Genomic DNA, 21,000 nt, shown 5'->3' with positions numbered 1-21,000 from the left:
ACGAACATCTGGCGTCAAAGCGCCGCGCCGGTACTCGACGCCCGCTGCGCCACCGAATACTCGTCCCACTGCGCCGAGCTGGTGCGATTGCGTCCCGCGTTTTTCGCCACGTATAGCTGTGCATCCGCGGCGGCCAGCAGTTCCAGCCTGCTCGCGACATCCGTCGCCGTCGGCAGCGCGGTTGCGCAGCCCACGCTCACCGTCACCGCCTGCGGCGCATCTTGCCCAGGCAGGATGACCCGGTTTTCCACCCGACGGCGAATCTGCTCCGCGACCGCGAACGCGCCCTGCGCAGTGGTATCCGGCAGCACCACCGCGAACTCTTCGCCGCCGTAGCGAGCAACCAGATCGACCGAGCGCCGTGCCACGGATGCGATGCAATCGGCCACTGCGACCAACACCTCGTCGCCGCTCTCATGGCCGTAGGTGTCGTTGAAACGCTTGAAGTGATCGATATCGATGAACAGCACCGACAGCGGCTTGTTCTCGCGTCGGGCGCGCATCCATTCGTCGTCGAGCCGCTTGTCGAGCACGCGGCGATTGCTGAGGCCGGTCAGCGGATCGGTCGCGGCGAGACGCTGCAGCGCGGCCTGCGCGCGCTGCTTGTCGCGCAGAGCGAACGCGAGCAGCCACGACACGAGCACGAACACCGCGCCGAACCCGACGGTCAACACGGCGGCCACGTGGCTGCGGCGCTGCCACGGCGCGAGCACGTCGTCGACGGCAGGCGCGACCACGGCGATCAGCGGCGAGCCCGGTACATGCGCGTACGTGAAGATTCGCCGCACACCATCGACCGGCGAAACCGATACATAGGTGCCGGAATCGTGCATGGTCATCGCCGAGAAGGTCGGCGACTTCGCGATGTTCGCGCCGATCGCGCGCGCCTCGAACGGCTTGCGCGCGAGCACCGTGCCGTCCGTCATCACGATGAAGACCGAGCCCTGCTCGCCGGTGTCGATCCGGTCCAGCAGATGCTGGAAGTACTCGATGCGGATCGCGAGCAGCGCAATGCCGGCAAAGCGGCCTTGCGCATCGTCGATGCGCCGCGTCAGCGCGATCGACTGCTCGCCGCCGCGCAACCGTGACATGAACGGATGCGAGAAATAGAGGCCCGCCGCCGAATTGCGCTGCTGCACCTGAAAGTATTCGCGGTCCTCGAGATGGACAGTGGTATTCGCGCCGTTGTACTGCGCGGCGGCCACTTCGCCGTCGGCACCGACTACATACGCGCCGCCGAGATAGGCCGCGGTGGTCGCGCGATCGAACAGCATCGCCTGGCGTGCTGGGCCCGGCAGCGTCCATGTGACCGGATTGCGCGCGGCATCCACCATCGATTGCAAGGACAGGCTATAAATCTCGACGTTGCGCGCGAGATCCGCGGAAATGATCGACACGAGATTTTGCGAGGTCTGGCGCGCATGATCGAGCATTTCGCGGCGGCCTTCGCCGACCTCCACCGCCGTCAGGATCGACATGGCCAACGCGACTAGCGTGCCGGCGACGCCGGCCACCCACGGGCGGTTGCCCACATAGCGGGTCATCCCGGTTCGCGCGGCATGCAACGTATGGCGCAGCCGACGACGCAGCGAAAGCCCTTGCCGTGCCACGCTCCTCGCCTCCTTTCGCGGACTATCCTTGCGCACCGGCAGTGCGGTGCGCCATGCATTCTGGACTGCGGATCCTCCCCGCCAGCGAGGACCGAACCCGCTCGCTCAGCCCAGTAGCTCCGACGCCGCGCGCAAGCGGCGTTTGCGTTTCCTGTCGAGCCAATCCAACGCGGCTTGCATGTGATCCGCGTCGGCAAGCGACGCGGCATTCTCGCGCAACAGCGCTCCGCTGGCGACGGTATCGTTGAGCAAACCGAAGCGCTTCTGAATTTTTTTCAAGCGCTTGAGCGTGCGCTTATGGCTGATTTTAAGCACCGGCCCGAAAAACTCGAACAGGTAGCGCAGCTTCTTGCCCGCTTTTCTGACATCGTGAAAGGCGGCGTAATTCGAGCGTTTCGCATGGCGCGCGCGTTTGATGCGCTTTTTCAACGCACGCTCCGATGCCCCTATGCGTCGAGCGGCAAATTTGCGCAGAGCAATATCCGAATCGTGCGCGGCGTGCAGTTGCGCGGACGAGGTGGCCAACGCATCGCGCAGCAGATGTTTGACGTCGGCGTTCAATAGCGTCTCGCGGCTGGTTGCGAGCGTGTCGCGGCGCGCCTGCTCGAGTTTCGGCATCAGCGCTTGCATGCCATCGTCTTCCTGCCTGAGCAACTCGATCAGAATGTCCCAATCGCGCGTTTTACCCGCCGCGGTGGCGAGAAACTTGTAGACCGCGCGTTGACGCGAATTTTCGCCCTTGTCGAGCAGCGGGGCGAACGCCCACCACAATGAACGCAAACGCCGCAGTGAAACGCGCAGTTTGTGCAGCGCTTCGGGTGACGCGTCGTCGTGCACGTCTTTGGCGAGTCCGATCGCCTCATCGACCAGCGGCGCGGCATAGGAGGTAAAGGCCCGCTTTGCCGGCTCGTCTGCCATCGGCTCGTTGACTGTCTCGCTGCCTTGCTTCATCGACGCTCCCACGAAACATGACCGTACTTCCAGCGTAGCAAAAATAGTGCGCACGGGGGACTCGTGGCGCATGTCAGCCGGCTTTCCTGTCAAGCGTTGGCGCGTCGCGTCGGCAGCGTCTATTCTCGACCGGTGGGACCCGCGTGTTGCGCTATTCGGCGAATGCGTTTACCTGTCGATGCAATGTGCAGCGCGGCGAATGCCGCAACCAGACCTTAGGAGGATGTATGCGAATACTCGTTGTCGGTGCGACGGGCCTGCTCGGCTCGCACATCGTGAGGCTGCTCGCCACCGAGCATGACGTGGTCGGCGCGAGCCGCAAGGGCTCCGAACTGCACGTCGACCTGTCGGACAAACGCAGCATCGAAGCGATGTATGTACGAGCCGGCAACTTCGACGCGATCATCTGCGCGGCGGGTTCGGCGAAATTCGCGCCGCTCGCGGCGCTTCGCGACGAAGACTTTTCTTTTAGTCTTGCCAACAAACTGATGGGTCAGGTCAATCTGGTGCGCTGCGGCACCAACCATCTGTCGCAAGGTGGCTCGTTCACGCTGACGAGCGGCGTGCTTGCGCAACAGCCGATGGAAGGCAGCGCAGCGGTCAGCATCGTCAATGCGGGTGTCGAAGCGTTCGCGCGCTCGGCCGCGCTCGAGTTGCGCGGCAAGGCCCGCGTCAATGTAGTAAGCCCGGGGTGGATCGCCGAAACGCTCGAATCGATGGGCCGCGATCCATCGCAAGGGATACCGGCGGAAATCGTCGCGCAAGCCTATAAACGCACCCTGAGTGGCAGCGCAAGCGGCGAAGTAGTCAGCGCATCGTAAGCATATTCGCGGCGCATTAGCCGCCTCTTTCTATTCATCACTTGCTTAGTCCGCTTCGGACATCTTACTATTCCAGTCCGCCATCCCGCGTAGTATTTACCGGCGTTAGCGGCGTAGGATAGGTCGCGCCGCGTCTGTTTTTCATGCACCCCATTGCCGTCACGCAGTTGTCATCATTGCGACACGCAGCGAAAGCAGCATCGAGAACTCTGCCACCACTTTTTTGGGGCTCACGTCATGCCGGAACTTTCGTATCCGCAACCAGGCGCCGCCAGCGGCAAAGGCCGTAGCGCAGGCCTGGTTATTTTCGCGGCCCTGCTGATCGCGGGCGTCGTGTACTGCGGCATTCATCTGGTAGATGACCTCCAGTCCGTACGTGAAAGCTCGGTGCTGCCGTATCTGTTGCTCGGCGTCGCGCTGGTGATCGCGCTCGGCTTCGAGTTCGTCAACGGCTTTCACGATACGGCTAACGCGGTCGCCACCGTCATCTATACGCACTCGCTGACGCCGAATATCGCGGTCGTCTGGTCCGGCGTGTGGAATTTTCTCGGGGTGTTGACGTCGACCGGAGCGGTCGCCTTCGGCGTGCTGCAACTGCTGCCGGTCGAACTGATTCTGCAGGTTGGCAGCAGCGCCGGCTTCGCGATGGTATTCGCGCTGCTGATCGCCGCGATCATCTGGAATCTCGGCACATGGTCTTTGGGCCTGCCGTCTTCGAGTTCGCACACGCTGATCGGCTCGATCATCGGCGTCGGTCTGATGAATCAGATGATGCATGGTGCGAACGGCACGAGCGGCGTCGACTGGAATCAGGCGCTCGGCGTCGGCAAGTCGCTGCTGTTTTCGCCGATCGTGGGCTTTCTGCTTGCCGGCTTGCTGCTGCTGATCCTGAAGGCCGTCGTGCGCGTGCCGGCGCTGTACGCCGAGCCGAAGGGCAAGGAGCCGCCGCCGTTCTGGATTCGCTGCCTGCTGATTCTGACCTGCACGGGCGTGTCGTTCGCGCATGGCTCGAATGACGGTCAGAAGGGCATGGGTCTGATCATGCTGATCCTGATCGGTACGGTGCCCACTGCCTACGCGCTGAACAAGGCGGTCACGCCGGCGGAAACACAGAACTTCATCGCGGTCGCGCACCAAACCGCGGCGGCGCTATCGCGTTACACGCAGGGTGCGGCGCCTTCCGCGGATCCGCGCGCCGACGTCGAGGCCTTCGTGCGCACCCGTCAGCTGACGCCCGCCACGCTGCCCGCGCTGCAGCAGCTGACCGAGCAGATCGGCCGCCAGGTCGGCGCATCGGGCTCGATGGCCGCCGTGCCGCAAGGCATCGTCGATAACGTGCGCAACAACATGTATGTCACGTCCGAGGCAATCCGTCTGATGCAGAAGTCCAATCAGCCGCAGTTCGCACCCGAGGACGCGAAGGTCATCGCCAACTTCAGAACGCAGATCGATCACGCGACCAAGTTCATTCCGCCGTGGGTCAAGGTGGCGGTCGCCATTGCGCTGGGTCTCGGCACGATGGTCGGCTGGAAGCGCATCGTCGTGACGGTGGGCGAGAAGATCGGCAAGCAGCATCTGACCTACGGCCAGGGCGCGGCGGCTGAGGTCGTCGCGATGGTCACGATCGGTGCCGCCGACGTCTACGGTCTGCCTGTGTCGACGACCCACGTGCTCTCTTCCGGCGTGGCCGGCACGATGGCGGCCAACGGCTCGGGTCTCCAATGGTCCACGGTGCGCAGCCTGATCCTCGCATGGGTGCTGACGCTGCCCGCGTCGATCGCGCTCGCGGGCGGGTTGTACTGGGTATTCCGTTCGGTGTTCTGAGTTCGCCGATCCGGCCGAGCGAAGCACGACAAAAGGCGCGGTACGTTGATAGACGTACCGCGCTTTTTCATCGGCCGCCTGGACGTTCAATACACGTCGGGCACGATCATCGCCTGAGGCACCGGCTGGCGGCTATAGTCCTCGTGATAGACCCGCGACGGCAAGTCGATCTGCGGATGCTCGATCTCGTGATACGGCACCTGGCTCAGCAGATGGTGAATGCAGTTCAGGCGTGCGCGTTTCTTGTCGACGGCCTGCACGACCCACCACGGCGCCTCGGGGATATGCGAGCGCTGCAGCATCACTTCTTTCGCCTGCGTATACGCTTCCCAGCGGCGCCGGCTTTCCAGATCCATCGGACTCAGCTTCCACTGCTTGAGCGGATCGTGAATGCGGTTCTGGAAGCGGATTTCCTGCTCTTCGTCGGTGATAGAAAACCAGTACTTGAGAATCTGCACGCCGCTGCGCGCCAGCATTTTTTCGAACTCCGGCACCGAGCGGAAAAACTCTTCGTACTCCTCGTCGGTGCAAAAGTTCATCACGCGCTCGACGCCCGCGCGGTTGTACCAGCTGCGGTCGAACAGCACCATCTCGCCGCCCGCCGGCAGATGCGATACATAGCGCTGGAAATACCATTGCGTGCGCTCGCGATTGTTCGGCGCCGGCAACGCGGCCACGCGGCACACGCGCGGATTGAGGCGCTGCGTGATGCGTTTGATCGCGCCGCCCTTGCCGGCCGCGTCGCGTCCCTCGAAGATCACGACGAGCCGGTGTCCCGTCGAGACGATCCAGTCCTGCAGCTTGACCAGTTCTCCCTGCAGCCGGAACAGTTCGCGGAAGTACTGCTTGCGCGCCTCGCGATGCTCGGGTGTGAATCCGGCCGGGCCGTCGATGATGCGGTCATCGACCTCCATTTCGAGTTCTTCGTCGTAGGCATCGATGAGGTCTTCCTCGAAACGGCGTTGCCGCTCCGCCATCAGTTCGGTATGAGTTCTCGGGTCCGGCTCTTTCATTGCGGCTCTCCTCGCAACAGGAATGGGATGGCGCGCGGCGGCTATTGCGCGACGCGGTCGCGTTCGATTATCGAAGCGCGAGGTGTCAGCCGTGTTACCGCGTGGGCGGGCGCTGCAGATGCGTGGAACACCCATGATAGCGAGTTTTGCCTCGACTACCGCCCGCTAGCGCAGCGGCCGCGCGAAGCTCAGTTCGTGGCCGTCCGGATCGGTGATATGGAAATAGCGCTCGCCCCACGGCGCATCCGACGGCGCGAGCGACGGCTGCAAGCCCGCCGCCAGCGCCTTGGCGTGGATCGCGTCGACGTCCGATACATAGATGATCACGCGCCCCCACCAGTTGACCGGCGCGCGCGCATCGGCGATCAGGTTCAGATACGAGTTGCCGAACGCGAACGACGTGAAGGCCTCGTGCGGACCGCCGAACTTGAGCGGGAACCCGAGTGCTTCGTAGAACGCGACGGCGCGCTGCATGTCGCCGGTGGCGAGCGTGATCGCGCTGAGGGACTCGATGCGTGGATCTGGCTGCGGGGGTTGCGGCGCTGAAGCGGTGGATGCGGACATGAGAGGGTCTCCGTGGCGCGTGGGTAGCGGCGCAAGGCGGGCGGCGGCGCGGCCATGCCCGGCCGCATTCGACGGCTCGCTCGGAAAAGTGTCTCACACGCGGCGGCCGTTGGTCCGGCGCCGCGCCCGGTACACTCGGAACACCTCCGGATGGATGGCCTTGAAAACCCGCGCGGCGCCCCGCATCTCGCAGCCCGTCTATCCGGAGCATCGTTATGGGAAGCCGCCCACGCTTCATCGATGACCTGTCGAGCGCCGCATCCGACGCCCCCGGGCCCCAATCCACCGGCCTTTTGACTCACGACGACGACGCGCTGCTCGACGCCTACTCCCGCACCGTGATCGGCGCACTCGAGCGCGTGCAGCAGGCGGTCGCGTTTATCGCCGTCGAACACCGGCTGCCCGGCGACGCCTCCGCGCACGGCCGCGGCGCGCGCGGCGGCACCGGCTCGGGCTTTCTGTTCACGCCCGACGGCTATCTGCTGACCAATAGCCACGTCGTGCACGGCGCGACCCACATCCAGGTGACGCTCGCCGACGGAGCGAAGTTCGACGCCGATCTGGTCGGCGACGATCCCGGCAGCGATCTCGCGGTGCTGCGTATCGGTTCGCCGGAGCCGTTGCCGCATGTCGAACTCGGCGAATCGTCGAAGCTGCGCGTCGGGCAGATCGCCATTGCGGTCGGCAACCCGCTCGGCTTGCAGCAGACCGTGACGACCGGCGTCGTTTCGGCGCTCGGCCGGTCGCTGCGCTCGAACTCTGGCCGCATGATCTACGACGTGATCCAGACCGACGCGGCATTGAATCCGGGCAACTCGGGCGGACCGCTGATCAATTCGGCGGGCCAGGTGATCGGCGTGAATACCGCGATCATTCCAGGCGCACAGGCGATCTGCTTTGCGACCGCGATCGATACCGCGAAGTGGGTCATCATGCAGATCTTCGCGCACGGACGGGTGCGGCGTGCGTATATCGGTGTGGCCGGCACGACGACGCCGCTGTCGCGGCGCGTGCAGCGCTACTTTGGACTCAGCACGCAAAGCGGCGTGCACGTGATGGAGATCGTCAAAGGCAGCCCGGCCGCGCTCGGCGGCTTGCGCACCGACGACACGATCGTCGCGATCGACACGCAGCCGGTGCAGGATGTGGATGGCCTGCAACGCACGCTCGATGCTTCGCGTATCGACAAGCCGGTCAGCGTGACGGTGTTGCGAGGCGCGCAGCGGGTGGAGTTGACAGTGACGCCGGTGGAACAGGCGGGGTGAGGATGGGCTGCGGGGTGGGCATCCATGCATGAATGCCCAACATGGCTCGTAGCCCTTCGTATCACGGCTTACGCCCGCCCGCGACTACCCCGCGCGATCTCATCACCCGCGTCTCGCGGCAGGCGCCGCGTAATCGGAATCGACAGGCACGAGAACAGACCGACGACGAGAAACGCCGGCCAGAAATCGGAGAATACGATGTTCGGATGCCCTTGCACACGATGCGAAATCTGCAGCACGATGCCCGAGATCGTCACGCCGAGACCGAGCGACATCTGCTGGATGACGCTCGCGACACTCGTCGCCCGGCCGACGTCGCTGCCCGGAATATCCGCGTACGCGAGCGTATTGAGCGACGTGAATTGCAGAGAGGGAAAGAAGCCGCCCACCAGCACGATGCACCAGATCACCCAATGCGGTGTGCCGGGAAAGAACAACCCGTACACGGCGATCGCGAGACCCGCGCAGGCGGCGTTGACCATCAGCACGGTACGAAAACCGAAGCGTTCGAGAATCCGCGACGCCACCGTCTTCATGAAGATCGAGCCGAACGCGGACGCGCACGTGATAGCGCCGGCCCTGAACGCGGTCATGCCGAGCCCTTCCTGCAACGCGAGCGGCAACAGGAACGGCACGGCACCAAGACCGATACGAAACAGCGAACCGCCGATCACGCTCGCGTGAAAACTCGGGATTCTCAGCAGACGCAGATCGAGCACCGGCAGCGCGACACGACTTGCGTACAGCACATAGAGCAGCAGCAGCACGATGCCGGTCACGCACATGCCGACCGATGCTCCCGTCGACACCAGTTCGCCGCCGACCAGCGAGAGCCCGAGCATGAACAGCGAAGCCCCGCTCGCCGACAACACGAAGCCTAGCCAGTCGAGCCGGCCCGGATGGGGCTCGCGCGTATTGGCGATGTACTTGTTGGTCAGCCAGATGCCGAGCAGGCCGATCGGCACGTTGATCACGAAGATCAAACGCCAGTGCAGATAGGTCGTGATGAAGCCGCCGAGCGGCGGCCCGACCACCGGCCCGAGCAGCGCCGGCACCGACAGATAGTTCATCGCGCGAATGAACTCCGACTTCGGCAGCGAACGGAAGATGATGATGCGGCCCACCGGCACCATCAGCGCGCCGCCGATGCCCTGCACGAAGCGCGCGAGCACGAAGGTATCTAGCGAAGTGGAGGCCGCGCACAGCAGCGAGCCCGCCATGAAGATGCCGATAGCCGTGCGGAACACGGTGCGCGAACCGAAGCGGTCGGCGACCCAGCCGCAGATCGGGATGAAGACGCCAAGGCCGATCACATACGCGGTGACCGCAAGCTTCAGCGTGATCGGATCGTGACCGAGGTCGCGCGCCAGAACCGGCAGCGACGTCACGATGACCGTGCCGTCCACGTTTTCCATGAACATCGCGCACGCGACGATCAGCGGAACGATGAAAGCGCCTAAAGCGAGCAGCATAGTCATGACGACGGGCGGCCAGCCATCAATGGAAAGCGTCGATTATGGCATCGCGGCGGCAACAAATGTTGTTGCGCGAGGGGATTTTGCCGCGCGCGGTCCCGGGTTTTCGCGCGCGGCACGTACGCCTTTAGCGCTGCGCTGACGAGCGGCTGCAACTGCGGCAGGATCTCGTTGGCCGCGCGCGCGATGTCGTTCGGGAAGTCGATCTCGAAACACTTTCGACACCACGCCGAGCAGCCGGCCAAACAGGCCGCGCCGCTGCGCGAAGTAAAACGCGGCGATCAACGCGCCGAGCACGCAGGTCGCGATCAGCGTTGCGGTTCGCAGGTCGTGCAGCGTGCCGTGCGCGGCGTACACGCCGAACATCGCGAGGCCATCTGACGGAACACCTGGCGGAAACCGAAGTACGCGATCGCGTCCGTCACGCTAACGAATGTCGTCGCGCCGTTCGTAGTGGTCGCGTGACGATGGGCAGCATCAAGTTAACGAGCGCATCGCAGGCAAGATCGTAAAAATGACCGATACGGCTCGACTTGCCGCCGGCCCGCGCGAGTTCGCCGTCCGTATGATCGACGAAATTCGACAGGACGATCAGCAGTGCGTCCGCGTTGGCCCACGCGAATCCCCCGTGTGCAAGGCACAGCGCGCCTGCGATACCGATCAGCAGGCGCAGCGTGGTCAAATGGTTCGGGGTGACCCAGGTATCACTAGCGGTGTCACTAGGCGGCGGGCGAGCCGGGCATCCCACGTGCGTGGCGGCGGGACGTTTATTGGAGGCCGGGGTTGCGAAGTCATAGGCCGGAAATATCTACGGGATTCTGAAAGCTTGCTGTCATGCCGTACGTCTCTCTGCAATTTGCAAATGCCGTTCGTGTGTCCGTCACGAAGCGGAACTCGCCGAATCGCTGTAAAGTGCGAATCCAGTTGTGCCAGTCACGTGGAATCTGTGCGACGTACCGCACCGCTCGCGCCTTCCGGCAGTTGGCGCGACGGTTGCTAGCCCACGACATCGACTGTCGACGCCCGTCTACGCTCATGAACCGTCTTTTTGCCGCCCTGCTGTTTGCCGCAGCCGCCGCGCTGCCGCTTTCTTCGTTAGCCGTGGAGCTCGACGCGCCACTGGTATGCAATGAGAGCGGCCATCAGTTCATTGCCGATCTGATGCAGCAGCAGCTGATCAACCCGAAGCCGACGCACGTCGAAAGCAATTCGATCAACGCGTTCTCGCCGATGCCTGATGCGCATCTGACCGCGTTCGGTTTCCGCGTGTTCGCGGTGGTCGGCTTTGAAAAGGACGACCCGATGTTCCGGGTCGGCGACGGCGAACCGGTCGCGCAGTCCGCTTATGGCGTCGTCGTGTTCGGCAGCGACGACAAGGTAAAAAGCGCGCTCGAGAACGCCGGCAGCACGGCGATCATGCATCACGTCGCGCCGCTCATCACCGCGATTTTTTGCAAGCGCAGCTAGAGTTCAGCGACACGTCCAACGCACCGATTCGGTTTATCCAGGTTGGGGCTCGCCAGCCTGGCCAGGCTGGCGCCTCGCGATCAGCGAAGCCCCGGCGACGACTTATCCCGGCCGACGAAATTCGTTTGCCACCCACGCCGCGGCGCTCGCCTTGCTGAGCTTGAAGCTCGGCGCAACCTGCACTTGCGCGATCTGTTCGCCGAAAGTATCGAGCGCGCTCAACAGGGCATACGGCTCGTCTTCGTCGGGAACGATGTCGAGCGTGATGTCGATTTCGTCGTTGCCGTCCGCGCTCGGCACGCGCACCGCCTTGTGCAGTTGCGCGCGCAGCTGCTGCTCGTGACGACGCAGCACTTCCGCCGCCGTTTTGACGAGGGTGTTGAACGCCGATACGTCGAGCGGCTTCGGATCCTTCTTGTTGCGCCCCATCGTCCACGGTCCGACGAGCGCGGGCTCCGCCTCGCCGTCCTTGATCATTTCGACGGCCCAGCCTTCGTCGTCTTCGTTCTTGATGATGCGCGCGGTCCAGCCGTTGTCGCGCCACAAACGCTCTTCATGCACGCTGTCGTCCGGTGCGGACGAGTCGTCGGCCAGGTACCCGGCATTCGTGTCGGTCGAGGGAAAGGGCGTGTCGTTCATCACAGGTTCACTCACTTCGCGGGGCGCGAAAACAGATTTCGAACCCGCAATTCTACCCGCCCTGCCCGCTCCACCCGGCTCACTCTGACGAACGGACAAGGCGCGTTCGGAACCGTGAATCCGCCGCGCCGGGCGAAAAGTTCTATTTGCCCTGACGTGCCCCTTTATAAATCCGCTTTAAATGTCACAAAAAAAACGCGGCCAGAAAGCCGCGTGTAAAAATGAAAAAGACACCCTTTGGTCGAAGGGGTCGATTGAAATTATAAGTGGCATCCCGCCACGATTTAAGGCTATCTTCGGAAGACTGCGTTGCGCAAAACAGAGGGAATGAGCGCACACGGCGTCAGCAACCTTCTGTTGCGCTCGCTGCGAAGCCCCGTGCCACAACCGTCCGACAACAGCGCCGCGCTCGACAGCGGTTCCGTCCGATCATCGTTAAAAATAATTCATTTTGCGGGCCTGCACCTACGCGATTAATTCAGATAATCACGGATTCGAAAATAAACCATATTAAAACGCGTAATTAAATAATTGCATGGCGACAACTAAACTTCGCTGCGAATCGACAGTCGACGACACGATCACGTCGCCGGCTTATTCATGGGCCTGACGGGTTGCCGTCAGGCCCATGAACGCACGGCCGCACTAGTTACGACGTCGACGCAGGCTCGGTATACTGCTCCGGCCGCTGTGCGACGCCGCGAACCCGCGCCGTCCGCACAGTAGCTTCGTCGCGAAGCATCGCGCTGTCTTTCAGCGCATCGCGCTTCGCCCGTGCCTCACCTTCCCATGCATGACCGGGAACGCCGACGATCGGATCATGAAAAGACTCTTCCTGCTTGTCCCAGCTGTCGCTCTCACTGCCACCCTCGCCGCTTGCGGTTCGTCCAGCGGCCCCGCCGCGCGCGATGCGTCCGCGCCGCTCGTGTATGTGTCGTCGACACGCACGCCTGCGTCCATCGCCGCCTGCCTCGAAGAACGTCTGCCGCGCGTGCGCACCTCGCACGCCGGTGCCGCGACCGAACTCGCGGTTGGCGCCGATTCGCACAACTCGTACTTCGTCACGCTCACGCCGCTCAACGGCAACACGGTCATCAAGGTCGTGCATCCGGACAATGCGCCCGACGATCCGCCCGAAGAGGAAATGCGTTTCGATATCGCGCGCTGCGCGACCTGAGCGGCGCTTCGCACGGGAACGCCGTGCAGGTCATGCACGTGATGCACGGAAGGCCGATGCGCGATTTTTTTATCTCGCGCATCGGCTATTTTTTTATGCGCTCATCTGCGAACATAGCCGCCCTTTGTTTTTCGCGCGGCACGCGTGCCGCGAGTATCGATGGCATCCAGCAAAGCGCATCATGCGACCGGTTTCGCGGCCGGCATCATCGCGGCGGCGATCGTCGCGCGCAGCGGCGGCGGTCCGTTTCATCCGGGTGTGCTGCTCAGCTTCATCGCCGGCGTGGCCGGCAGCACCGCGCCGGACTGGCTCGAAGTCGCATGGTGGTCGCGCGCACGGCGACTGTGGATCACGCATCGCACGTTGACGCATTGGGGCATCGGCTGGCTCGCGCTGCTCGCGGTGTCGTATCACACGCTCGGACATTCGATCTACGCGGCGCCCGCGTTCGGCTTCGCATGCGGCGGACTGATGCATCTGCTCGCCGACTGGCCGAATCCGCTCGGCGTGCCGTGGATCGCCGGGCGACATTCGTTGAATCTATGGAATAGCGGGCACTGCGATCTGATCGTCGTCGCCGCGTCGTGGGCGGCCGCGTGGTTCATCGGCGAGCATGTGTGGCTGCATGGCGTGCATCCGTTGCCGTGGTTACGCCATTGGCCGATCAGCTAGGCGCAGCGACGCATCGCGCCGCTGCTAGTCGTGCATCACTGCCCCCCGTTGTCGGTGCGCTCTCCTTCGCGGACCTTGCCTTGCGATACGCTGCTGCCCGGCGGCACGCTATGCGTGAGCCACACGTTGCCGCCGATCACCGACCCGCGCCCGATCGTCACGCGCCCGAGGATCGTCGCGCCCGCGTAGATCACCACGTCGTCCTCGACGATCGGATGCCGGGCGTTGCCCTTGATCAGCGTGCCGTCCTCGTCGGCCGCGAAGCTCTTCGCGCCGAGCGTGACCGCCTGGTACACGCGCACGCGCTCGCCGATGATCGCGGTCTCGCCGATCACCACGCCGGTGCCGTGATCGATGAAGAAGCTCGGCCCGATCGTCGCACCCGGGTGAATGTCGATGCCGGTCGCCGAGTGCGCGATCTCGTTGATGAAGCGCGCAAGCAGTGGCACGCCGAGCCGATGCAGCGCATGCGCGAGCCGATGATGCGTCATCGCCCACACGCCCGGATAGCACAGCAGGATTTCGGTGATGTGCTGCGCGGCTGGATCGCCGGTGTACGCGGCCTGGATGTCGCTGACGAGCAGCGCGCGGATGCCCGCCAGCTGCGTCGCGAACTCGCGCGCCACCGCGAAGGCGCGCTCCCGCAACTCGGCGTCGGGTGTCGCGCCGAACTCGGGCAGAAAGCGCAGCGCACGGCGAATCTGTTCGGCGAGCAGCCGCAGCGTGCTTTCGAGCGTATGGCCGACGTAGTAGTCGACCGTCTCGTCGGTTAGATCGGGCGCGCCGTAATGCGTCGGAAACATCGCGGCGCGCAAACCAGCCACGATATTCACCACCGCTTCGCGCGATGGCAACTCGCGAATGCCGAGCGGATGCCGCGTGCGATGCAATTGCTCGCGCGAGGCGCGCAGGTCGGCGACGATCTGTTCAAGGCCCCAGTTCTGGGAAGGCGCATTGGGCATAAGGACGGCGCCGTGCGGCCCGCACGGTTCGAAGTGGTTATCGAACAAAGATTACCGCGTTTTAACGCCGCTCGCGTGGCGCTACGCACACACCGTTCCCAAACCTCAGATTGTCAGACTGCTCGCATCGATCCATCGGACTGCCCAATCGCGCGCGTGCGCGATCGCGGCGGCTTCGTCGGAGAAGCGCAGTTCCGTCGGGAAGAAACGGTTGGCGACCAGTTCGCCATCGCTCGAGCGCGAGATCACCACATACGGTTGCCAGGACCCGTCGCCAGAGCGCGCTGGTTCGCAATTCAACAGATAGCCGCGATGTGTAAATGCAGCATCGAAGTGCATGAGTCACCCGCCCCTCAAGCCCCGTAACATGTTCTCAGTCGCGCGGCCATTTGTTTGTTCGTTTTTACCGACCATGATGGAACAGCCGAAGCATGTCGCCAATTTAACCGCGCATCGATCGCAGGAGTAAGATCATACTCTGTAGAAAATACGCGTCCATTAAAAAAAACGAAATGAATCGCGTACGTCATCGCCATTCAATCGCGAGGGCAACGCCACTCGCATCGGAACCTGGCGAAGCGCGCATCGCGAGTCCCGCGCACAACGGCGCCGTGTCAGTCGGAACGGCTTTTGCTCCCTTCTTCGATTGTCCTCTTCAGGAGATGCACGATGAACAGCGCGATCAGCAAGCCCGAAAACGCCGGCACGAAACCGGACCCGAAGGACCCACGAAGCACCGACCTGCACAACGAACGCACGCACGACAGCACGGTCGACACCGACGGCAAGAACCGCGAAGCGGCCCGTCTGGCCGGCCACGGCGCGATCTCGCCCGACGAGATCACGACCAGCAATGCGACGCTCGAGAACAGCGTGCCCGAGGCGCTCGATGGCATGGCCGGCTTCGACAGCCGGGTCGGCGGCAGTCATCTGCTGCTCGCGCTCGAACCGGGCTACGCAGTGATCGACAAGGGTATGGCCGAGCCGCTCGGCGCCTACTCGGCCGACCATCAGTACAACGACCCGCGTCCGGTCGGACAGCGCCAGGAGCGCGGCCGCATTCATTACGCGCTCAATCATTTGCGGCCCGCGCGCGTGATCGAATTACATCGGGTGAAATAAGCGCGCGCGCGTATCAACCCTTTATACGCGCGCGTTTGAATTAACGCGTTTATTCCTATTTATCAGGCAGTAACGTGGCACGCACCGTTTAATTCTGGTGCGTGCTTTGCTTTGTTTAACGTTGGTTCGTTTAACGGAGTTGCGGATGAAAAGAATCGTCGTCATCGGTGCCACGGGCACGCTGGGCCAGGCCGTCAGCGCGGAGTTGAAGGCGCGTCACGAAGTGATCGAAGTCGGCGCGACGCGCGGGCAATATCACGTCGACGGCACGGACCCGGCGAGCGTCGAGCGGCTGTTTCGCGACATCGGCAAGGTGGACGGCGTGGTCACCGCAACCGGCAAGGTGCATTTCGGTCCGCTTGCGCAGATGAGCATCGAGCAGTTCTGGGTGGGACTGCGCGACAAGCTGATGGGCCAGATCAACGTGGTGTTCGCAGCGCTGCCATATGTGAACGACGGCGGATCGTTCACGCTGACGAGCGGCATTCTCGGCGACGAGCCAATCTCGCAGGGCACGAGCGCGACGACCGTCAATCTCGCGCTCGAAGGTTTCGTGCGCGGCGCGGCGATCGAACTGCCGCGCGGGCTGCGCATCAACGTCGTGAGTCCGACCGTGTTGAACGAGTCAATGGAGGCTTACGCGCCGTTCTTTCGCGGCTTCGAGCCCGTCAGCGCGCAACGCGCTGCGCTTGCCTATCTGCGCAGCGTGGAAGGTGCGCAGACCGGGCGCGTGTATCGCGTGGGGTATTGAGCCTCAGTGAATCTCGGGCTCGCCCGAGCTCTCGGGACTCACGCCACCGCGCTGCAGGAAGTCGAAATCGCAGCCCTGATCAGCCTGCAGCACGTGCGCCTGATGCATGGCGCCATAGCCGCGCTCGAAGCGTGCCGCCGGCTTGATCCACGCGGCCTTGCGGCGCGCGAGTTCTTCGTCCGATATCAGCAGATTCAGCCTGCGGCGCGGCACATCGAGTTCGATCAGATCGCCGCTTCGCACCAAGGCCAGCGGACCGCCGACGAACGCCTCGGGCGCCACGTGCAGCACGCACGCGCCATAGCTCGTGCCGCTCATCCGCGCATCGGAGATACGCACCATGTCACGCACGCCTTTTTGCAGCAGCTTGCGCGGAATCGGCAACTGGCCCCACTCGGGCATGCCCGCGCCGACCGGCCCCGCATGCTGCAGCACCAGCACGCAGCTTTCGTCGATGTCGAGCGAGTCGTCGTCGATGCGCGCGGCCATGTCGTTGTAGTCGCTGAACACGACCGCGCGTCCCGTATGCACGAGCAGATGCGGCTCGGCCGCGCCGGGTTTGATAACGGCGCCATTGGGCGCGAGATTGCCGCGCAGCACTGCGAGGCTGCTGTCACGCAGTAGCGGATTCGTGCGGCGGCGGATCACGTCGTCGTTGAAAATGCGCGCGCCAGCAAGGTTCTCGCCGAGCGTTCGGCCGTTGACGGTTTTCTGCGAGCCGTCGATCAGCTCGCCCAGTTCCGCGAGCAGCCCGCGCAAACCGCCCGCGTAGAAAAAGTCTTCCATCAGGTAGGCGCCCGTGGGCCGAACGTTCGCGAGCACGGGCGTGCGACGCGCGATCTCGTCGAAGCGCTCGAGCGTCAACTCGATGCCCGCGCGCCGTGCAAGCGCAATCATATGCACGACCGAATTGGTCGACCCCGACAGCGCGACGCAGGTCGTCACCGCGTTATCGACCGATGCCGCCGTAATCAGGTCCGACGGCTTCAGATCCTCCCACACCATCTCGACGATACGCATGCCGGTTTTCGCGGCCATCTGCGCATGACGCGAATCGGGCGCGGGAATCGACGCGAAGCCGGGCAGCGTGAAGCCCAGCGCTTCGGCCGCGCTCGTCATCGTCGACGCGGTGCCCATCGTCATGCAGTGACCCGGCGAGCGCGCGATGCCACCCTCGACGCCCTGCCAGTCGTCCGGCGTCAGCGTGCCCGCGCGCAGTTCGGCCCAGTAGCGCCATGAGTCGGAACCCGAGCCGAGCGTCACGCCGTTCCAGTTGCCGCGCAGCATCGGGCCGGCGGGCAAAAAGATCGCTGGCAGATCCATCGAGATCGCGCCCATCAGCAACGCGGGCGTGGTCTTGTCGCAGCCGCCCATCAGCACGACGCCGTCGGCGGGATACGAGCGCAGCATCTCCTCGGCTTCCATCGCGAGGAAATTGCGGTACAGCATCGTGGTGGGCTTCTGGAACGGCTCGGACAGCGTCTGCACCGGCAACTCAATCGGAAAGCCGCCGGCCTGCCAGATGCCGCGTTTCACTTCCTCGACGCGCTGCTTGAAATGCGTGTGGCACGGATTGATCTCGCTCCACGTGTTGAGGATCGCGATGACCGGCTTGCCCGCGTATTCGTCGCGGTTGTAGCCCATCTGCGCGGTGCGCGAGCGGTGGCCGAACGAACGCAGATCGTTCGCGCCGTACCAGCGGTGACTGCGTAATTCCTCGGGGGTCTTTCTCTTCGTCAACGTCTACTCCACGATTGTCGCCGACCATGCGTCAGCGCCTCTGTTCTTTCACGCGAGACACGATCTGCGTCGGGCTTACGAATTGTAGTGCGATCAGCACCCAGATCAACGTGATCGCCATATAGATCATCGCCATTGCATCGATCGATTGCGGCGCGCGCACGCCGGTCGAAAACACAGCGTAATACAACGCGACCACCAGCGTTTGCGTCGCCGGACCGGCCGTAAAAAAAGTCAGCTCGAACATGCCGATCGTGCGCACCAGCACGAGCAGCCCTGCCGCCAGCATACCCGGCACGAGCAGCGGCAGCAGCACGTAACGGAAATAGCGGAACGTGTTCGCGCCGAAAATGCGCGCGGCCGCTTCCAGATTCGGATCGATCTGCTCGATGAACGGCGTCATCACTAGAATCACGAACGGCAGCGCGGGTACGAGATTCGCAAGTATCACGCCCCATAGCGTGCCGGCAAGGTCGACCTTGTACATCACGGTCGCCATCGGAATGCCGTAGGTGACGGGCGGCACCATCAGCGGCAGCAGGAAGATCAGCATTGCAAGGCGCTTGCCCCGGAATTGCACGCGCGCAAGCGCATACGCGGCTGGCACGCCGAGCAGCACCGACAGCAGCACGACCGCGCCGACCACCTGTACGGTCACCCACAGCACGCTCGCGAGCTGGAAGTCGCTCCATGCCTGCGCATACCAATGCAGCGTGAAGCCTTGCGGCAGTGCGGTGCCGAACCAGCGCGTCGCGATCGAATTCACCGCGACGGTCGCGATCAGCAGCACGACGTTGATCAGGAAGAACGCCATCACGGCCCACACCAGCACCTGCCAGATGCGGCCCGGCAGATTCGCGCGCTGACGCGCGTGTTGCGCGGGCTCGCGGGCGCCGTCGCCAGGCTGCGGCGCCGCGGAAGCCGAGGTGGACGCGGACCAGTCGGGCTGCGTCGCGCGACGATCGGTTGTCATCAGCCTTTGCCTCCGGTTGTGGGGCCACGATAGAACCAGCGGCGCGCGCCGAGCAGCGCGGCGACCACCAGCAGCTGCACGAAGCCCATCACCATCGCGATTGCCGACGCGAGCGAATAGTCGTAGCTCTCGAACGCGGCTTCGGCCGCGGCAATCGACATCACGCGCGTCGGACCCGCGGGTGCGCCGAGCAGCACCGCCGACGGAAACACCGAGAACGCCTGCACGAACGACAGACACGCGGCCATCGTGAGCCCCGGCACGAGCAGCGGGAAATAGATGCGGCGAAACTGCTGCCACGGACTCGCGCCGAGTGTCGCGGCCGCGCTGGCGAGCGTCGGGTCGATGCCGGTCACGTACGACAGCGTCAGCAGAAACGCGAACGGAAAGCCCGACACGATCAGCGACAACAGCACGCCCGTGAAGTTGTGCGTGAGCCGCATCTCTTGCGTGTACAGATGCAGCGCCTGCAACGCTTGGGGCAGCCAGCCGTGCGGACCGAAGTACGTGAGCATGCCGTCGGCGATCAGCACGGTGCCGAGCGTGACCGGAATCACCAGCAGCGTCGTGACGATCTTCTGATAACGCGAGTAGCGCCGCAGCGCGAATGCGACCGGCACCGACACGCCGACGTTGATCAGCGTGGCCGGCACCGACAGCTTCAGCGTGACGAGGATCGTCGGCCACATCGACGTGTCGGTGAAGAACGTCAGATAGTTGGCCCACACGCCGCCGCCGTTCATCGGCCGGAACGACAGCGCGAGACCATACGCGAACGGATAGATGAACAGCGCGACGATGAAGAGCAGCGCGGGCGCGACGAGCCAGGCCTTGGCATCGCGCGGCGCGCGGGGCGTAAGCGGGGGGACCAGCGTCGGCGTGTTCATGCGGCCTCGGCGTCGTAGACGAGCACGCACGCCGGCCGCACCCGCAGCGTGATGCGCTCGCCCTCCGCGCATTCTCCGGTCACGCGCGCCCACACGTCGCCGAACGCGGTCTTCGCGCGCAGCAGCGAATCGTGGCCGCCATATTCGACCGCGTCGATCAGCGCATCGAACGCGTTGTCGGCGCCGGGCTCGGCACGCTCCATGTCTTCGGGACGCAGCGCGACGCTCACGCGCTTGCTGTCGAAGCCCGCCATCGGCGTGCCGATCAGCCGCACGCCGTTCGCACTGACCGCGACGCCATCGCCTTGCGTGCCCTCCAGCGTGAACTCGGCGACATTGCGATAGCCCATGAAGCGCGCGACATGCAGATTGCGCGGCCGCGTATAGACCTCCTTCGGCGTCGCGACCTGCTGCACGACGCCCTCCCTCATCACGACGATGCGATCGGCCATCGACAATGCTTCGTCCTGATCGTGCGTCACGTACAGCGTCGCGCGTTCGAGCTGCGTATGGATGCGGCGAATCTCCGCGCGCATTTCGATGCGCAGCTTCGTATCGAGATTCGACAGCGGCTCGTCCATCAGAATCAGCGGCGGCTCGATCACGATCGCACGCGCAATCGCAACACGCTGCTGCTGGCCACCGGACAACTGGCCGGGCAGCTTCTGCTCATGACCGGTCAGTTGCACCAGTTGCAAGGCCTCGCGCGCACGCCGCGCGATCTCGCTTCTGCCGACGCCGCGCATCTTGAGCCCGAAGCCGACGTTGTCGAGCACGCTCATATGCGGGAACAGCGCGTAGTTCTGGAACACCATGCCGAAGCCGCGCTTTTCCGGCGGCAGCACGTCGATGCGCCGCTCGTCGAGCCAGATGCCGCCGCCGGTGAGCGGCTGCAATCCGGCGATGCAGTTCAGCGCCGTCGATTTGCCGCAACCCGACGGCCCTAGCAGCGCGATGAATTCTCCGCGCCGGATGGTCAGATCGAGACCCTGCAGCGCGGCGACCGCGTGGCCTTGCGCGTTGGTGAAACTGCGGCTCACCGAATCGAGCCGCAACTGCTCAAACTGATGCTTCATGGCGGTTTCCT

General features: G+C 64.0%; 20 protein-coding genes and 2 pseudogenes. 8 read left to right on the top strand and 14 right to left on the bottom strand.

From position 1 onward, the window contains the following. Positions 1–14: 14 nt before the first annotated feature. Together L0U84_RS21960 and L0U84_RS21955 are read right to left on the bottom strand one after the other, a co-directional pair. Entirely contained in the window at positions 15–1,610 is a 1,596-nt protein-coding gene (locus L0U84_RS21960) for a diguanylate cyclase (RefSeq protein ID WP_233852624.1), read from the bottom strand. A gap of 105 nt (positions 1,611–1,715) precedes the next feature. Then, entirely contained in the window at positions 1,716–2,561 is an 846-nt protein-coding gene (locus L0U84_RS21955) for a CHAD domain-containing protein (RefSeq protein ID WP_233852622.1), read from the bottom strand. Between the two features lie 227 nt (positions 2,562–2,788). On the opposite strand from L0U84_RS21955, the gene L0U84_RS21950 reads away from it, so the two are divergent. Both L0U84_RS21950 and L0U84_RS21945 read left to right on the top strand, forming a co-directional pair. Then, positions 2,789–3,382, top strand: a complete 594-nt coding sequence (locus L0U84_RS21950) for a short chain dehydrogenase (protein ID WP_233852620.1) — start codon at positions 2,789–2,791, stop codon at positions 3,380–3,382. 237 nt (positions 3,383–3,619) lie between these two features. Then, positions 3,620–5,206: an inorganic phosphate transporter gene (locus L0U84_RS21945; protein ID WP_233852618.1), complete on the top strand. Its 1,587-nt coding sequence runs from the start codon at positions 3,620–3,622 to the stop codon at positions 5,204–5,206. 86 nt (positions 5,207–5,292) lie between these two features. Here the strand turns inward: L0U84_RS21945 and ppk2 are convergent, their stop codons facing one another. Continuing rightward, positions 5,293–6,219 (bottom strand): polyphosphate kinase 2, encoded by a 927-nt coding sequence (gene ppk2, locus L0U84_RS21940; protein WP_233852617.1) that lies wholly within the window; start codon positions 6,217–6,219, stop codon positions 5,293–5,295. 165 nt (positions 6,220–6,384) lie between these two features. After that, positions 6,385–6,783, bottom strand: a complete 399-nt coding sequence (locus tag L0U84_RS21935; RefSeq protein ID WP_233852616.1) for a VOC family protein — start codon at positions 6,781–6,783, stop codon at positions 6,385–6,387. A 215-nt stretch (positions 6,784–6,998) separates the two neighbouring features. On the opposite strand from L0U84_RS21935, the gene L0U84_RS21930 reads away from it, so the two are divergent. Next, positions 6,999–8,048, top strand: coding sequence for a S1C family serine protease (locus L0U84_RS21930; protein ID WP_233852615.1), 1,050 nt, complete (start codon positions 6,999–7,001; stop codon positions 8,046–8,048). Positions 8,049–8,116: 68 nt separating this feature from the next. Here the strand turns inward: L0U84_RS21930 and L0U84_RS21925 are convergent, their stop codons facing one another. The 3 genes and pseudogenes from L0U84_RS21925 to L0U84_RS21915 form a co-directional block, all read right to left on the bottom strand. Continuing rightward, complete coding sequence (locus L0U84_RS21925; protein WP_233856671.1) at positions 8,117–9,520, bottom strand: MFS transporter; 1,404 nt, start codon at positions 9,518–9,520, stop codon at positions 8,117–8,119. Between the two features lie 156 nt (positions 9,521–9,676). Beyond that, positions 9,677–9,898 (bottom strand): annotated as a pseudogene (locus L0U84_RS21920) (TIGR00374 family protein); the annotation flags it as partial. Between the two features lie 97 nt (positions 9,899–9,995). Then, positions 9,996–10,318 (bottom strand): annotated as a pseudogene (locus tag L0U84_RS21915) (CDP-alcohol phosphatidyltransferase family protein); the annotation flags it as partial. Positions 10,319–10,558: 240 nt separating this feature from the next. Here L0U84_RS21915 and L0U84_RS21910 point away from each other — a divergent pair. Beyond that, positions 10,559–10,990 (top strand): hypothetical protein, encoded by a 432-nt coding sequence (locus tag L0U84_RS21910; RefSeq protein ID WP_233852614.1) that lies wholly within the window; start codon positions 10,559–10,561, stop codon positions 10,988–10,990. Between the two features lie 102 nt (positions 10,991–11,092). Here L0U84_RS21910 and L0U84_RS21905 read toward each other — a convergent pair whose 3' ends face one another. After that, positions 11,093–11,629 carry a hypothetical protein gene (locus L0U84_RS21905; protein ID WP_233852613.1) on the bottom strand — a complete coding sequence of 179 codons (537 nt, stop codon included), beginning with the start codon at positions 11,627–11,629 and terminating at the stop codon, positions 11,093–11,095. Between the two features lie 793 nt (positions 11,630–12,422). Between L0U84_RS21905 and L0U84_RS21900 the strand changes: the two genes are divergently transcribed. Together L0U84_RS21900 and L0U84_RS21895 are read left to right on the top strand one after the other, a co-directional pair. Continuing rightward, positions 12,423–12,806 (top strand): hypothetical protein, encoded by a 384-nt coding sequence (locus L0U84_RS21900; protein ID WP_233852612.1) that lies wholly within the window; start codon positions 12,423–12,425, stop codon positions 12,804–12,806. A gap of 159 nt (positions 12,807–12,965) precedes the next feature. Beyond that, positions 12,966–13,478 carry a metal-dependent hydrolase gene (locus L0U84_RS21895; RefSeq protein WP_233852610.1) on the top strand — a complete coding sequence of 171 codons (513 nt, stop codon included), beginning with the start codon at positions 12,966–12,968 and terminating at the stop codon, positions 13,476–13,478. A 35-nt stretch (positions 13,479–13,513) separates the two neighbouring features. On the opposite strand, the gene epsC is transcribed toward L0U84_RS21895, so the two are convergent. Both epsC and L0U84_RS21885 read right to left on the bottom strand, forming a co-directional pair. Next, positions 13,514–14,440, bottom strand: coding sequence for a serine O-acetyltransferase EpsC (gene epsC / locus L0U84_RS21890; RefSeq protein ID WP_233852609.1), 927 nt, complete (start codon positions 14,438–14,440; stop codon positions 13,514–13,516). Positions 14,441–14,545: 105 nt separating this feature from the next. After that, positions 14,546–14,779, bottom strand: coding sequence for a hypothetical protein (locus L0U84_RS21885; RefSeq protein ID WP_013092363.1), 234 nt, complete (start codon positions 14,777–14,779; stop codon positions 14,546–14,548). A 330-nt stretch (positions 14,780–15,109) separates the two neighbouring features. Here L0U84_RS21885 and L0U84_RS21880 point away from each other — a divergent pair, with 330 nt between their 5' ends. Both L0U84_RS21880 and L0U84_RS21875 read left to right on the top strand, forming a co-directional pair. Continuing rightward, positions 15,110–15,562, top strand: coding sequence for a DUF3005 domain-containing protein (locus L0U84_RS21880; protein ID WP_233852608.1), 453 nt, complete (start codon positions 15,110–15,112; stop codon positions 15,560–15,562). Positions 15,563–15,707: 145 nt separating this feature from the next. After that, the gene (locus tag L0U84_RS21875; RefSeq protein ID WP_233852607.1) at positions 15,708–16,313 is read left to right on the top strand and encodes a short chain dehydrogenase; all 606 of its coding nucleotides are present in this window, start codon (positions 15,708–15,710) and stop codon (positions 16,311–16,313) included. A gap of 3 nt (positions 16,314–16,316) precedes the next feature. Here the strand turns inward: L0U84_RS21875 and araD are convergent, their stop codons facing one another. The 4 genes from araD to L0U84_RS21855 are packed head-to-tail and all read right to left on the bottom strand — an operon-like array spanning position 16,317 to position 20,989. Continuing rightward, the gene (araD, locus tag L0U84_RS21870; protein WP_233852606.1) at positions 16,317–18,053 is read right to left on the bottom strand and encodes an L-arabinonate dehydratase; all 1,737 of its coding nucleotides are present in this window, start codon (positions 18,051–18,053) and stop codon (positions 16,317–16,319) included. 31 nt (positions 18,054–18,084) lie between these two features. After that, the gene (locus tag L0U84_RS21865; protein WP_233852605.1) at positions 18,085–19,026 is read right to left on the bottom strand and encodes an ABC transporter permease; all 942 of its coding nucleotides are present in this window, start codon (positions 19,024–19,026) and stop codon (positions 18,085–18,087) included. Continuing rightward, a complete protein-coding gene (locus tag L0U84_RS21860) occupies positions 19,026–19,913 on the bottom strand; it encodes an ABC transporter permease (protein ID WP_233852604.1) in 888 nt (295 codons plus the stop codon). The genes L0U84_RS21865 and L0U84_RS21860 overlap by 1 nt, the downstream gene beginning before the upstream one ends. Then, positions 19,910–20,989 carry an ABC transporter ATP-binding protein gene (locus L0U84_RS21855; RefSeq protein ID WP_233852602.1) on the bottom strand — a complete coding sequence of 360 codons (1,080 nt, stop codon included), beginning with the start codon at positions 20,987–20,989 and terminating at the stop codon, positions 19,910–19,912. The genes L0U84_RS21860 and L0U84_RS21855 overlap by 4 nt, the downstream gene beginning before the upstream one ends. Positions 20,990–21,000 lie beyond the last annotated feature (11 nt).

The organism is Paraburkholderia sp. HD33-4 (assembly GCF_021390635.1).
Taxonomy (GTDB): domain Bacteria; phylum Pseudomonadota; class Gammaproteobacteria; order Burkholderiales; family Burkholderiaceae; genus Paraburkholderia.
Note: the sequence above shows the minus strand (reverse complement) of the source record. Positions and strands in the feature narration are given on the sequence as shown.